Source organism: Mucilaginibacter angelicae (genome assembly GCF_042434235.1).
GTDB lineage: Bacteria > Bacteroidota > Bacteroidia > Sphingobacteriales > Sphingobacteriaceae > Mucilaginibacter > Mucilaginibacter angelicae.
The window spans coordinates 38,745-52,815 of sequence record NZ_JBHLTS010000015.1 but is presented as its reverse complement, the minus strand read 5'-3'; the positions used below and the strand labels follow the sequence as shown (position 1 = coordinate 52,815).

Genomic DNA, 14,071 nt, shown 5'->3' with positions numbered 1-14,071 from the left:
AGGGTAAGTGATGGAAGAAAAGAAAACGGGCCGGGTAAGGATCATCGGGCTGCGCCTGACGGGCGATGAATATAGGCTTCTGGAGGGGCGCTGGAAGAAAAGTATGGTGGCTAAGCTGAGTGAGTTTGTGCGGCGGGTGCTGTTCGGCAAGGCGATTACAATATATACGCGCAGCCAGTCTCTGGATGAATTCATGGAGGAAATGATCCTGCTGCGGAAGGAGCTGAACGCTATCGGGGTGAACTTCAACCAGGCGGTTCACCGGCTGCATACGCTGGATCATCTGCCGCAAATGCAGCGCTGGCTGCAGGGTTTCGAGCGGGATAAAGAACGTTATTTCGAGGCGGCGGAGACGATCAAATTAAAGATCAATTCGATCAGTGCGGAATGGTTGCAGTGATGCATGCTTCGGGCAGTTTACGCAACTGTCTGAACTATAACGAGCAGAAGGTTAAGAGCGGTGATGCGAAGTGTCTGGAGGCGGGTAATTACCCGATGGATGCGGCGGATATGAACTTTTACCAGAAGCTGGCGCGGCTGGAAAACCTCGCGGCGCTGAACCAGCGGACGAAGGTGAACAGCGTGCATTTTTCGCTGAATTTTCATCCTGATGAAAAGCTTTCGGAAGCCTTGTTGAAAGAGATCGCGGAGGTGTTTTTGGATAAGGTTGGCTTTGCCGGCCAGCCTTATTTATTGTACCAGCATTTCGACGCGGGGCACCCGCATATCCATTTGGTGACAACAAACATTAAGCCAGATGGCAAGGCGATCAACCTGAATAATATGGGCCGGAACCAGGCGCAGGCCGCACGGCGGGAGATCGAAATTGGTTATGGATTAATGCAGGCGGACAAGGTGCAGGAACGGGAAGTTTATAACCTGAAGCCGGTGAATGTGCAGCGGGCTTTGTACGGCCGGATGGAGACGAAACGGGCGATTGCGGGAGTGCTTAGTTCGGTGATCAAAAATTACAAGTTCAACTCTTTGCCGCAGCTGAATGCGGTACTGGGTTTGTATAACATTACGGCGGATCCGGGCAGCGAGGGTTCCCGGATCAGAGAGCATGAGGGGTTGGTTTACCGGGTGCTGGATGAGCAGGGTAACAAAGTGGGTGTGCCGATCCGTGCGAGCGACTTTTTTGACAAGCCGACCCTTAAAAAATTGCAGCAAAAGTTTATTGAAAAAGAAGCGCAGAAGCTGCCGGAACATCGGGGCCGGATCAGGCAAACTATCGACCTGGAGTTGCTGCGCGGGCGTATGGATTTGCAGGAGCTGGCGGCAAGGTTGAAAAGTTCGGGAATCGATATGGTGATCCGCCAGAATGCGGAGGGGCTTATCTATGGGGTGACCTATGTAGACCATGTTAAAAAGACGGTTTTCAACGGCAGTGAACTGGGTAAGGAATACAGCGCCAAGGCGATGCTGGAACGTTGTGCCAACACGGAGGGCCGCGGGGAAAGAAACAGGGCCGGCGAGGCTAAAAAGGTCAGGCCGGGCAAAGCGTCGGGGCATGGCCGGGGTGGCGTAAACAAGCCGGAATATTTTACCGGTGAGAGGGAAAATAATAGCGGCTTTGGATTGGCGGAGGCTTTGCTGGATCCGGGGGATCAGCGGGAGGCGATGGACTGGCAGCTGAAGCTGTCGAAGCGGAAGAAAAAGCGGCGGCGTTTGTCGCAGGATTGATGGTTGTGAGGATCGTTTACCCGGCGTCAGGAGAACGATGGGATGCGTGTTGCCCGGATCGTTTTCCCGGTACCGGGAAGACGATAGTTTGATGATTTTGAAGAGGGGGATAAGATGCAGACGGGAGAAAATGATCAGGCCATGCGCAAGATCCTGGATATGACCAGGCTGATCAGTATAGTGGTTTTGGGGCTTCATTTTTATGAGGTGTGTTACGGGGCTTTCGCGGAATGGCATTTGACTGCACCGTTGTCGGACAGGTTGCTGGCGAATATTGTCTGGACGGGCTTGTTTAGTAACTTTTATAAGGCGAAGCTGATCGCTTTGGCTTTCCTGGCGATCGCGCTGATCGGGGTGAAAGGCAAGAAGGATGAAAAACAGAATTTCAGGACGGCGTTCATCTACCTGCTGTCGGGTTTACTTTTCTTTTTCATCAGCTTTCTGGTGTTGCTGGTGAGGGGAAAAATGACGGTACTGGCGGGTTTGTATATGGGTGTCACGGGGTTGGGCTACCTGTTGTTTTTGAGCGGTGGCACGATGCTTTCGCGCATCATCCGGGATAAGCTGTCGGGTGATATTTTCAACCGGGATAACGAGACTTTTCCCCAGGAAGAGCGGCTGCTGGAGAACGAGTTTTCGGTGAACCTGCCGACGCGGTACTGGCTGAAGGGTAAGCTACGGAATGGCTGGCTCAATATCATATCGCCGCAACGCTCTACGGCGGTTATCGGAAGTCCGGGAGCTGGTAAAAGCTATTTTCTTATCCGGCATTTTATCACTCAACATATCCGCAAGGGCTTCAGCATGCTGGTCTTCGATTTCAAGATGCCGGACCTGTCGGTCATTGCTTATAATACCTGGCTGAAGTACAAGGGTAATTATAAGGTCGAGCCGAAGTTTTACGCCATCGATTTCGACAACCTGGCCTGCAGTAATCGCTGTAATCCTTTGGAGCCTTCGGTGATGCTCGATATTACCGATGCGGTGGAATCTGCACGAACGATCCTGCTGGGGCTGAACCGGGAATGGGTGAAGAAACAAGGCGATTTCTTCGTGGAAAGCCCGATCAATTTCCTGACGGCGATCATCTGGTTTCTGAAGCGTTATAAGGGCGGTGAGTTCTGTACCCTCCCCCATGTGATCGAGCTGATGCAGGCCGATTATGACCAGCTGTTTACCGTGCTGCGGACGGAACAGGAGATCGATGTGCTGATCAATCCTTTTGTGAGCGCTTACCTGCGGGATGCGGTAGAACAACTGGAAGGACAGATCGCCTCCGCGAAGATCACGATGTCCCGGATCGCCTCCCCTCAGTTGTATTATATCCTTTCGGGCAATGAGTTTACGCTGGATATCAATAACCCGGATGCGCCGAAGATCGTCTGCATGGGCAATAACCCGCAGAAAATCCAGATCTACGGCGCGGTGCTGTCGCTGTTTGTCAACCGCCTGCTGAAGATCATTAACCAGAAAAACAAGTTGAAATGCAGCCTGATCATGGACGAGTACCCTACCCTGGTAGCGGATATGATCCCCACGATCGCAACGGGTCGTAGCAATTTGATCTCTACCTGCCTGGGGATCCAGGATGCGAGCCAGTTGCGCAAGGAATATGGCCGGGAAGCGGCGGACGTGATCATGAATATCGTGGGCAATATGGTCGTGGGCCAGGTGGCCGGTGATACGGCCAAGCTGGTCTCGGAAAAGATCGGCCGGATCATGCAGGACCGGGAGAGTTTATCCATCAACCGGACGGATACTTCTATCAGCAAATCGAAGCAACTGGAGGCCGCGGTGCCGGCCTCGCGGATCTCGGCGCTGAGTTCGGGCGAGTTTGTCGGACTGGTAGCAGATACACCGGATCAGAAGATCGAGCTGAAGTCTTTCCACTGCGAGATCATTAACGACCATGAGGCCTTGAAAAAGGAGGCGGACGGCTATTTGCCCTTACCGGAGATCCGGACCATCAACCCGGGGATTGTACAGCGGAATTATTTGCAGATCAAACAGGATGTACAGGAAATTATCCATGAGGTCATGGAGCAATTGTTGAATGATCCGTCGAGGGTGCATTTGGTGATTAGAAAAGCTTAGGTTATAAATCGATATTGTTAATATGTGCAAAATAAACATTTTATTATGATACTATTTATTAACGACATTTATTCCTTTTGCAAATAACATCTGAATGACCTAATCTTAGAAACAGGCCATAACTTCATGAAGACCAGGAACGAAATTATTGAGCAGATCAGGATTGAATTAGCCGCTATAAAGGACCGGAAATACACTTCGAATGGGGCTCCCCTGTTTACCATAGACCCTACTGTAATTTCATTGGATTATGCAGTGAGTTCAGGTAATATAATGGTAGACGTAAATGTGTATGGTAGTTTCGATATTTTTCTTAAGCTTAAGTCTCAAATAGACATGCATAGCAAATTGAATGATTATCCTAATTTGCAGCAGGAAATATCCGCAGACCTGACCCTTATCGAAGCAAAAATTAATAATGAACCCTAGGATTGATACAGCTTAAGCTTTGATTTTTGGCTTAAATTTTGTATTTTTACTTATAATGATCTAACTGCTAATGGCTCAAAAAAAGGTGAATGCGAACTCAGCATATATAAAAGGAGTGTTAAAGGATGAGAGATATTTGATTACTGTAAAGAACCTGCGATCTCGTAACTTTAGTAGAAATCTACCTTTCTTAATCCTTTCAGAAAAACTACCCGATGGCCAGGTTTATCGTGAGTACCCGGATGGCAGGATCGAATTACAGGAGGTATTTGCCAATGGACCAAAATTCGAATCCAAACTTATTCAAGTGTTAAATGCACCCGATGCAGATTTGGTGCGTGAAGAATATGGATTACTCTAAACCCACGTTATTGGTTATTTCGGGCCCGAATGGTGCCGGAAAATCTACTCATATTCAAACCATGCTTCCTGAAGCGTTTACTGGTATTTGGTCGTTTGATCGTGATCAAGTGCGTTCTCAGTTTGAGACCGAATTGCTTGAGCAACAAATCCCAGCAGGTGCAATTACAAAAAGAGCGACGGAAATGATGGAAGAAAAGTTAGTAGGTGAAATGAAAAAAGCAATTGCTACGAAAAATCATTTTGTCTTGGAAACGCCGCTCTCACACGCGGATTATTGGAGATATTTAGATCTATTTGAAGCTAATGGGTATCAAATTCAATTAAACTATCTCTGTCTTGATAAAGTAGGTGATTGTATAGGCAGAGTTGGACAGCGAGTGCTTGAAGGTGGACATTATGTAGCGCCAGATACCATAAAAGGTGTTTACCAAAAGAATTTAGAACATATTAACGAGTATAGAAAAACCTTCAAGGTCATCGAGCTTTATGACGGCATGAAAGTTCCGACATTGCTGGCCAGAATTGAAGATGGCAAAATCGTGGAGGCGAACGAATTTTCCCTTAAAAAAAAGTGGATAAAACAAGGCTTGCCCGACATAACTTTGCAAATTACAGCATTTCTTTCGCAGCAAAAAGTCGACCTTAAACCGAAATCCCGATTAAGCAAACGTCCAAAACTATAGATGTTGAGTAAACTCCAGAACATAGATCGATTAGTTTTCCGTAAAGTATTTCAGGAATAAGGCCTCCATTTCGTTTCGGTGTGCTTCACAACGGGCGAAACTCCAGTCTTCTTGCTGGAAGATCATCGCAGATTTGAGGGAGTCCGGCCGTAGTTTTTCCCGAAACTCCGCGAACTTGACGAAGTAGGGCTTGTTGCTGTATTCGGAATTCATTCCCGGTGAAATCAGGACCAGGTTTCCGAAGTCGTCTAATTTTTGTCTTTTGACCTCTGCGCTGTCGGAGTCGGAATAAACCAGGTTCTGATCCCCCTCACGTTTTTGCTGGGGCGAAATATGTTCTATAGAGTTTTTTGCAGTCATACGATACGTCTCCCATTTTCCGGCGTCTTTGTCACTGATTCTTCCGGCCGCCTGCAACTGTGCCCGGTAATACCATAATACAAAATCAAGCTTGTAGAACCAATAACTCCAAAACCCGGTGCCTTTACTGCTATGTATAAAAGTAGTACTGTAATTCGCGGCCGGTCTACCGTCCATTGCGGTCCAAGTACGCAGTCGCAGGTCTTCCAGATTGCCGGAGCAAAACATGTCGTTATCCAATTTCCTTAAAAAGTTATAATGCCCCGGCCTGTCATCATGTTTTAAAAGTTGAAAAAGTAAAGGTGTGAGCCAGTATTGCGTGATTTTTTCCTGGGAATGGTACAACATCCCCTGGAGCATCGCAAAGCCGTCGCTGCTTTCAGGTTCTCTCCTTTGCAGGATATCCTTGCTTTTGTAAAGTTTTTGAATTTGCTGAACCGTGCTGTTATCTTTGACGACCCATTTAATGACATAGCGGTCAAATTTCATCCTGACATCCATGAGCAGGTCTAAAAATTCACGAATGGCATTGCCTCCGGATTTTTCCGGCAGGTGCTCATGAAAAACACGCAGTAGTTTCTTTTCATTAACCGCAGGGATCTCAGATGGCAAGCGATCCGGGGATTTCCTGTAGAGGTAAATACGCAGCGTATGTAATAACAGCATCGGGAATGAAATTATACTGCGTACTTTACCAGCATCATAAAGCAAATCAGATGGCCCGTTTTCATTCTCCGTTCCCGGGATCACCTCACCGCTGATCAGGTCCCAAAGGTGATGTTTTTCGTCCGGTGTTTGTATCCGGAAATAGTGCAGTACATCCCGGCGCAACCACGTCTCGCTTTCCTGTTCATTCGCCTCCATCAGCTCCTTCCATGTCAACCCGGAAAGCTCCTTAACATTTCGCTCAATATAAGCATCCATATCAGCGCAGGCTTCCCAAAGTTTACCGTATGCTCCCCTTTCGTTGTCCGGCAATGCCTCCAGTAAAATCGATTTTAAGATTTGGTGATGCTGCAACTGAAGTCCGCGGTTATTAAGTACTTCAAAGAGGCGGTTGTCATCTATGTTTGCAGGAACCTGTGTAACAACCATTCTGACATCATGATATAAATAATGCGCGAATGACCGCTCATCGATAGGTTGCTCCCGCTCGCTTTCAAAAAAAAGGCGGATCGTGCGCAAGCCGTTTATGATCGGTTCAAGTTCTTTTCTGGCTTCTTTTCCGAATTGCCCGTAAACCGAGGGGTCTTCAAAATATTGATTCGCGAAATCCCTGATCTCAAAATAAATCCTGGCCTGCTCGTTATTGCCGGTGAATGGAGCCAGCTGTCCTCCCAGGTACATCGCGATAAGCCAGATCGTCGTAAACCGTTGCTGTCCATCGACAAGGTCCAACAGACTGTCATTGATCCTGGCACGAACCATCATGCCCCCTATAAAGTAATACGGCTGACCATTTGAAGCGTTATGGATATCCTCCAATAATGTCAAGATTTGAACATCCTCCCAGACATACAGGCGCTGGTACAATGGCACATTAAAGTAGAAGCCGCGGGAAACCAACTGATCCAAAGAAAATTGTTCAGAAGTGATTTGTTGTTCTGCGGTATTAAGCCTGAAGTCGGTCATTTATCCAATCTTTTTTATCTGTTAACGGCTCAGTATCCTGTTTTTTATAATAAACCCTAAGGCAGCGAATATAATTAGCCTGCACACCGGTGCCGTCGGAACCTATTGCTGTTTTGTAATCTTCCGACGTGGTATTTACCCTGATGAAGCGGAACACTTCTCCTGGCAGGTAGGCAGAAGTGATGATATCCAATATATTCTGCGGCTTATCTCGGCAAATCTTAACGGGAGTCTGGGCAACAATACTTTTCTGCATCACGCGGTAGGCGCCGAGAAAATAGTCGAGCCAAAGCGCACAGGAATAAATTTCTGCTTCGCCGAACTGGTCCCAAAAAAGGATGATGCACAGCCGGAACAGTGATTTCAGGTAGCTGTTCATACCTGCATTCAGGTAAACTACTTTATAGAATTCCTGTACCCTACCGACAGAAGTGCCGGAAGGCTGTTCTTCGTCAAACAGGAAACGGTATAATCCAGTGTATTTTTCAGTATACAGGAAAAAGCCGGCTCCCTCCTCGACCGGTTGCCGTAAACTGAAAGGCATAACAACGTCCGACAAATCATGATCGTTCGGTTCAGGTTTGACCAGTATCCGGTTATCCATGCTGACTAATCTGCCGACGGGCGGGTTTGCCCGCCCGGGATAAAATGTCAGCACACCGGACCCACTTTTAATGCTTCCGGCTTCAAACTCATCGCGTATCGCTTCGCCCTCTTCATAGGCCACATCCTTTCCTTTCCAGTGCCTTCCGCGCCAAAGTACCGTAGAAAACAGTCGGTCAAGAAACTTTTCATAATTGTTGGCATCAAAGTTTCTGGCCAGAATCCGTTGTAATTCAACATCGTTGCGCAAGGCACGCAAATGGAAAGATTTCAGGAAGTCTGTCGCGCCAAGGCTGAGCCCCCGGTTATTTTGGCTAACAAAAAAGTTAAAAGCATCATCCGCGCTTTCAGTGACAATTAAGGTTAGCTGAAGGTAGCCGAACAGGTCCTTCGCCTTTTCCAGATCGAGGTAACGCCGTATTTTCTCCTGAATAAAGCGGTAGTTTTTCGCGATATTGGCCTTAGAAGCCGGGGCCTCATAAAACAATTCGAGGCTTTGCTTATGCAACCGGACTATACTGTTACCGGGATCAATTACTGCATTGATCAATAGCAGCGTTGTAATTCGCTGTTGACCGTCTATGATGTTAAAAGTATTACCTCTTTGATGTAAGAGGACTGTTCCGAGATAGTGGGTATCAGTGCCTGATTCCATAGCTGCCCCCCTCCCACAAAGCGTAAAATCGCGAAGGTCCTGTAATAATTTTTCTACTTGCTGTTCCTGCCACACGTAAGGTCGCTGATACTCAGGAATCGCAATATGGTAGGAAGTCCGGAAGTTAAATAACTCATTCACAGTGCAGGTGCCAACCGTTATACCCGTTTGCCGCTGATTAGGTAATAGTAAATGTAATAAAGCCGGGCTGAGCAGCCCATCCAGGTTATCCATGGCTCAAAATACACATCTTATCAGAATTCAGATAAACTATATCGGAAAAAGAAATACCTACCCGGTATCGCGCCATTTAACAGACAAATTGAATAAAAAAACCGATGCGCAAATAGGCTGCGTAGTTGTTCTTTTTCTTTGTATCATTAACCCTGATTTATATGTTATGAAGCACGATTCTGACCAACTGGCTAACCTGATCAATGAATTATCCGCCTATGATACCAAATTTCTGGACCTATCAGCCGCAATACTCCAGGCCAATCATCAGAATATGTATGCCATCGACTTACTTTCGGTTGCTGTACTGAACCGGGCTATTCAACTGACGAATGGTTTCAGCCTGCTTGCCGGCAATAACAACTATCTTTGCGCAATCCCCCTGATCAGGATGCAGTTAGACAACGCGCTTCGGTTTTATGCGTTCTACCTCGTGCAGGACGGAAACAAATTATTCAGTCATTTCATTGACGGTAAGCCAATAAACCGCTACCGCGACAAAAAGGGCAATCTTCTGACCGATAATTACCTGGCCACCAGCGTTGATAAAATATTTCCCGGAGTGTTGGCTATTTATCGCAATACATCAGGCCATATACACCTGAGCGAGCAGCATCTTTTTGCAACAAAGGAACCTAAAACGAATGATAAGCAGCCTTCCAGAATTGCGGTTGGCGGCAACACCGATCCGTTTTCACCGAAATTAAAAATCAACTTCGCTTCGACTATGAATGAAGTAAACAAGCTCGTGTATATTTTATTGGATCAATGGAGGCGGGAGAAAGAATTAAAAACCAATGGCCCTTTAGTCCTGGCACTTGTTTAGTCATCAATTTAAATCATATCAGAAATAATTATTCCATGGCAAACGAAAAAGTCCTCCTAGCCCCCCACCCTGTTTGGGAAATAATGGAGGGGATCAATACATTCGAAGATTACGCAAAGCTTCTGCCGGTCACCAGACTGAATGACGGGGTCGACGAAAGTATAAAGGCGTATTATGAGCCGATACGCAAATTACTGGAATTCGGGTATTTTGAATATAGTTTTATAACCATGGCCTTCAGGAGCTCGTTTCAAATGCTCGAGCTGATACTCCGGGTTTATTACAAAAAACACATCGGGAAACCGGCAAAACACCAAACGTTAAACCAGCTTATTATTTGGTTCGCGAACCAAAATCTAATTGATAAAAAACAGGCAGAACAGTTACAGTTACTTCGTGAACTCCGCAACGGATACGCCCATCCCTCGGAAAACACCGTAGCCCCGTTGACCTTTATCAAGATTATCGATGACATGCTGATCCTCGCTAATGAATTCTACGGAAAATGAAATAATTCTCAGCTTATCCCGTCATTCAACAGCGTTTTAACATAAGCATTAAGTTCTTTCAGTTCCCTGAATGTCAGCTTGAACCATTCCCCTCTAAGCCTTCTGTTTTTAAATTCATGTGGAGCAGGCGTTCGGTATCCGCTGAGGCTTTCCAAACTGCGATCATCGAAATTTCAGGCGCTTCGGACTGTAGAGTCTTTTCCCTATGACGTGGGTTCCAGCTCTTGCCGATCTTAAAATGATTATTTCTACGGTTATGCATCAGGTAAATATAATTCTCCCCGCGAACAGGGACTACGAGGGCTGGTTTCCCGAAAATAAAGCAGAACAGGTCCGGCCGATGGATCCAGGCCAGCGGAACGATACCCTTTTTATCCTTAAGGATGAATATTGCTTCTTTATCTTTGATTTCACTAAACTCGCTGTAACTCACCGTAACAAAGCCGAGTTTCTCGTAAACCGTCCTAGTCTGTTCCTGAAATGTAGCATAAACAGTCACGGGGTCTTTGTCATATTGCTCAGCGATTAAAAATGAATAAGCGCCGAGTATATTATCTCGCTGGCCCTCATGCATGCTGAGTTGCAGCAATACCCCCGAGAGTTCCCTCTCCCCGTTGATATAAACAAGGTTATATGAAACCGTCTCCTCATAATCCAGCAGATGAAATGCAAAGCATTCTGGATGTATCCCGGTAATAACGTTATTTATCGTTCCGTCGTCGGCATTGTCCGCCATTTCAAACACTTTTTAACGGCTTAAGCCGTAATAATTTCGCGCTATATAACTTCGGATATCTTCGCCGGCAGTTGAATCCATTTAAATATTATTAAAATACAATCGATAAATTTACATATTTGAACAATATATATATATCAACCTGCAGCATAACCTTTCATGATCACGATGGACAAAAAGTTTCTTTCCGATATCGAAGTATTAAAAAAAGCGATAGATTCCCATAAACTGGTGGTATTCGGAGGAGCCGGCGTCTCGATCGATTCCGGTGTCCCGTTATGGGCTGAACTTATAAAAGCATTGTCGGAAGGGATCGACCTGCCTTGTTACGAAGTCGATGATCTGAGGATCGCGCAAATGTATTTTAACGACCGCGACGCCAAGGAATATACAGAGAAGGTCAGGTCCGTATTAAAACATAAGAAAACGAATTACAACCCCATCCACAGCGCAATTTTTGACCTACGGCCAGAGCATATCATAACCACGAACTATGACGAACATTTCGAGCAGGTTATCAGGGATAAAGCGCTGCCATTTTCGGTGGTGACCAAGGACGAGGATTTCCCGTTTTCACTGAGCACTAACCTTTTGGTAAAAATGCATGGTGACCTGTCCGATGTCAACATTGTGCTGAAGGAAGACGATTACCTTGACTACAGCCTAAGCCACCCGCTTATCGAAGGGTTTATCAAATCGGTTTTCGCAAGCAAGGTCGTTGTATTTATCGGATACAGTTTCTCGGATATTAACCTGAAGCAAATCATCCATCACGTACGCACGATACTGGGGAAGAACTTTCAGAACGCGTACCTGCTGACGATGGATGATAATATGCACGCTATCCAAAAAGATTACTTGAAGAATAAAGGGGTGAAAGTTATAGCTTATACAGATGGTACAGGAGATAAGGGGGATGACCTGATCGAGGGTTTCTTACGCGGGGATAATCATTTGCATAAAACTTACTATCAAGATCAGGAAGGCTTGAGCCCTAAAGGACAAAAACTTTATAATTTCCTCCGGTTTGTATCCAATTATGACGTACCATTGGAAAAGTTAAAAAACCAGCACCCGATAGAAAAAATCTACCATTCGCTGAAACGGTTTGAAGACCTTCCTGCCATTCCTTCCGAATTTCTTGCAAGGCTTTACCCTTTTAATGCGGGCCCCACTGGGGGGATCGGGCTAGATGGCTATACATTGATCATTACAGCAGGCGAATTAAAAAGTTTATTCTACGACGAATTGGATAATATCGGTAATAACCTTACGCTGAACGAGCGTGGGAAGACGGGATTAACCGAACAAAAGATCAAAGAACTGAACGCACAACTGGAGTCGGTTAGAAAAAGGCTGAACAGGGCCCTTATTTTCTATATCCAGGTAGAGGACCCAGCAGAGAAAAATACCCTCCCTGCCTCAAAGACGCTCGAGATATTCCCCCTGCAACAGCCCTCATGTGATTGCCTCGGCTGTTGCTACGATCAGTTGTCTTTTGATAAAGTGATCCGGAGCCTGCAGGATTCGGACGTTATGGAGACCTCACCCCTTGCCGATGACATTTGCCTCGCTTATATCGAATATAAGATGGGAAACTTTATCAAGAGTTATCATCTTTACGAGAAGCTGGCCAACAAAGCCTGGCGGACAAACAATTTCATCACTTATTTTTTAGCCAAAACCAGCATCAAAAACCTAAACAACCTGATCAGGTTTCATGAAACTGCGGAACAAAATGTCATCAACGAAATTGTGGACCAGATCGCCTTTGTCGACCTTGATAAGATACTGGTCCAGCTTACGGGTATAGACCAAGACCAGTATAAACTTTTGGCGGATATTAAGGATGAGAGATTTTTCAGGAGATATATCAGCCGGATAGAAGAACACATAGCCCATATCAACCGCGTGTACCAGCTTTATGAAGATAACGGCAGCATCAATGGTTCGGCGAACTATGTTTCCAGGTTGGAAATTGATCTGTCCAAACTTTTAAACTATTTGTCGGTCAACAGGATTGTTTTTGACGAGTATAAAGAATTTACCGATGTATTGGAAAGGGCTATCGAGGCATTATTAGTCAGTTATGCAACTGACCACCAGTATGCACATAAATTAAACGCTATTGACGGTTTTATCCTCGACATGATCATTGCTTATGGCAACGCCGATAAGTTTGAAAAATTATTAAAAAAATACCAGATTCATTCTTTGTCATTTTTAGACAATACGGTAGATGACCTGATATCAAGGGCAAATAACTTTTTAAAATCTAATCACCATATCAGTACCCTTCTGGGCAAGAGGGTCCTTCCGAACAACGCCACAAATGCACGGTTGCAAAATCATTTCTTTAAAACCAGGTATAACAAAGTTTTTCAGGTACTGATGTTGCTTTTATCCCAGGTAGATCTGGCAGAAAAAGGAGAAAAAGAGCTTATAGAGACCCTCCTGAATTACCTGGATAAACACCCCGCGATGAGCATTGAAAATATTGAGACTTTGAAAAGCTTTATGATTAGACATGGCAGGGCCTTCAGCATAGACCAGATCAGAAAACTTTTAAATCTGAGTGCTGCGAATAAGGATTACCGAAGATATGAGGGTTTCGTTACTGACGTAATCGAAGGTTTTTCAAGAAAAGACAATAGTTTCCTGCTTAGTGATGATAACCTGGAAAAGGCCCTGATCAGTACATTCAGTTCTGCTGATCTGCTTTCGCTCTGGAACCATGTAAGTGCTGAAAGCCAGGAATTAATCCGCTCAAAGGTCAAAGCTGACATCCTTTCCTCCGATAAAGCAGATGTTTATTACAAGGCTTCCTTGATGGGAGTCATCAATTACCGGGACTATTTCGCAGATCACATTGCGGATATCGATAAGCGAAAAGGCAGTGGTATACCCATTCAAATCAAAAACTGGGTACACCTTCCCGACTATGGGTTTTATAATTTCATCATGTTTACCAGGAAGATGAAAATTCCCGCAGATGAGTCGTTAAAGTGTAAATTTACCAACCTTTCCGATTTTTACATCTTTTTAATGGATCCGGAGAATTTTGACTACAGTAAATTCGACCCTGTTTGGTTGCTGGTATATGGCGTCGGCGAATATATTGGCGGTTTTAAAAACATGGTTCCGGTGGTCGCAGAAATACTGCATGGCTATTTATCGAAAAATTACAACCCCGAACTAAGTAGAGTCTATTTTAAAAAAATTTCCGGTTATTGATGGAAGCCTCCAACGATTTCACCGTTGGAC

Annotated in this window: 12 protein-coding genes; 9 read left to right on the top strand and 3 right to left on the bottom strand. The window is 45.4% G+C overall.

Features of this window, described 5'->3' with window-relative positions:
* The first annotated feature begins 10 nt into the window (after positions 1 to 10).
* From ACFFGT_RS04875 to ACFFGT_RS04850, 6 genes are all read left to right on the top strand, one after another.
* A complete protein-coding gene (locus ACFFGT_RS04875; RefSeq protein WP_377021384.1) occupies positions 11 to 400 on the top strand; it encodes a plasmid mobilization protein in 390 nt (129 codons plus the stop codon).
* Entirely contained in the window at positions 388 to 1,683 is a 1,296-nt protein-coding gene (locus ACFFGT_RS04870) for a relaxase/mobilization nuclease domain-containing protein (protein WP_377021383.1), read from the top strand. Before ACFFGT_RS04875 ends, ACFFGT_RS04870 begins: the two co-directional genes overlap by 13 nt.
* Before the next feature lie 114 nt (positions 1,684 to 1,797).
* Complete coding sequence (mobC, locus tag ACFFGT_RS04865) at positions 1,798 to 3,777, top strand: conjugal transfer protein MobC (RefSeq protein WP_377021382.1); 1,980 nt, start codon at positions 1,798 to 1,800, stop codon at positions 3,775 to 3,777.
* A 126-nt stretch (positions 3,778 to 3,903) separates the two neighbouring features.
* Positions 3,904 to 4,206: a hypothetical protein gene (locus ACFFGT_RS04860; RefSeq protein WP_377021381.1), complete on the top strand. Its 303-nt coding sequence runs from the start codon at positions 3,904 to 3,906 to the stop codon at positions 4,204 to 4,206.
* 70 nt (positions 4,207 to 4,276) lie between these two features.
* Entirely contained in the window at positions 4,277 to 4,567 is a 291-nt protein-coding gene (locus tag ACFFGT_RS04855; RefSeq protein WP_377021380.1) for a hypothetical protein, read from the top strand.
* The gene (locus ACFFGT_RS04850; RefSeq protein ID WP_377021379.1) at positions 4,554 to 5,252 is read left to right on the top strand and encodes an ATPase; all 699 of its coding nucleotides are present in this window, start codon (positions 4,554 to 4,556) and stop codon (positions 5,250 to 5,252) included. Before ACFFGT_RS04855 ends, ACFFGT_RS04850 begins: the two co-directional genes overlap by 14 nt.
* Positions 5,253 to 5,282: 30 nt before the next feature.
* Here ACFFGT_RS04850 and ACFFGT_RS04845 read toward each other — a convergent pair whose 3' ends face one another.
* Both ACFFGT_RS04845 and ACFFGT_RS04840 read right to left on the bottom strand, forming a co-directional pair.
* Positions 5,283 to 7,244 carry a DUF262 domain-containing protein gene (locus tag ACFFGT_RS04845; protein ID WP_377021378.1) on the bottom strand — a complete coding sequence of 654 codons (1,962 nt, stop codon included), beginning with the start codon at positions 7,242 to 7,244 and terminating at the stop codon, positions 5,283 to 5,285.
* A complete protein-coding gene (locus tag ACFFGT_RS04840; protein WP_377021377.1) occupies positions 7,225 to 8,736 on the bottom strand; it encodes a DUF262 domain-containing protein in 1,512 nt (503 codons plus the stop codon). The genes ACFFGT_RS04845 and ACFFGT_RS04840 overlap by 20 nt, the downstream gene beginning before the upstream one ends.
* Before the next feature lie 166 nt (positions 8,737 to 8,902).
* On the opposite strand from ACFFGT_RS04840, the gene ACFFGT_RS04835 reads away from it, so the two are divergent.
* Together ACFFGT_RS04835 and ACFFGT_RS04830 are read left to right on the top strand one after the other, a co-directional pair.
* Positions 8,903 to 9,562 carry a hypothetical protein gene (locus ACFFGT_RS04835; RefSeq protein ID WP_377021376.1) on the top strand — a complete coding sequence of 220 codons (660 nt, stop codon included), beginning with the start codon at positions 8,903 to 8,905 and terminating at the stop codon, positions 9,560 to 9,562.
* 35 nt (positions 9,563 to 9,597) lie between these two features.
* Complete coding sequence (locus tag ACFFGT_RS04830) at positions 9,598 to 10,071, top strand: DUF4145 domain-containing protein (RefSeq protein WP_377021375.1); 474 nt, start codon at positions 9,598 to 9,600, stop codon at positions 10,069 to 10,071.
* A gap of 73 nt (positions 10,072 to 10,144) precedes the next feature.
* Here ACFFGT_RS04830 and ACFFGT_RS04825 read toward each other — a convergent pair whose 3' ends face one another.
* Positions 10,145 to 10,807: a GIY-YIG nuclease family protein gene (locus ACFFGT_RS04825; RefSeq protein WP_377021374.1), complete on the bottom strand. Its 663-nt coding sequence runs from the start codon at positions 10,805 to 10,807 to the stop codon at positions 10,145 to 10,147.
* Positions 10,808 to 10,966: 159 nt separating this feature from the next.
* On the opposite strand from ACFFGT_RS04825, the gene ACFFGT_RS04820 reads away from it, so the two are divergent.
* The gene (locus ACFFGT_RS04820; RefSeq protein WP_377021373.1) at positions 10,967 to 14,041 is read left to right on the top strand and encodes an SIR2 family protein; all 3,075 of its coding nucleotides are present in this window, start codon (positions 10,967 to 10,969) and stop codon (positions 14,039 to 14,041) included.
* The last annotated feature ends 30 nt before the right edge of the window (positions 14,042 to 14,071 follow it).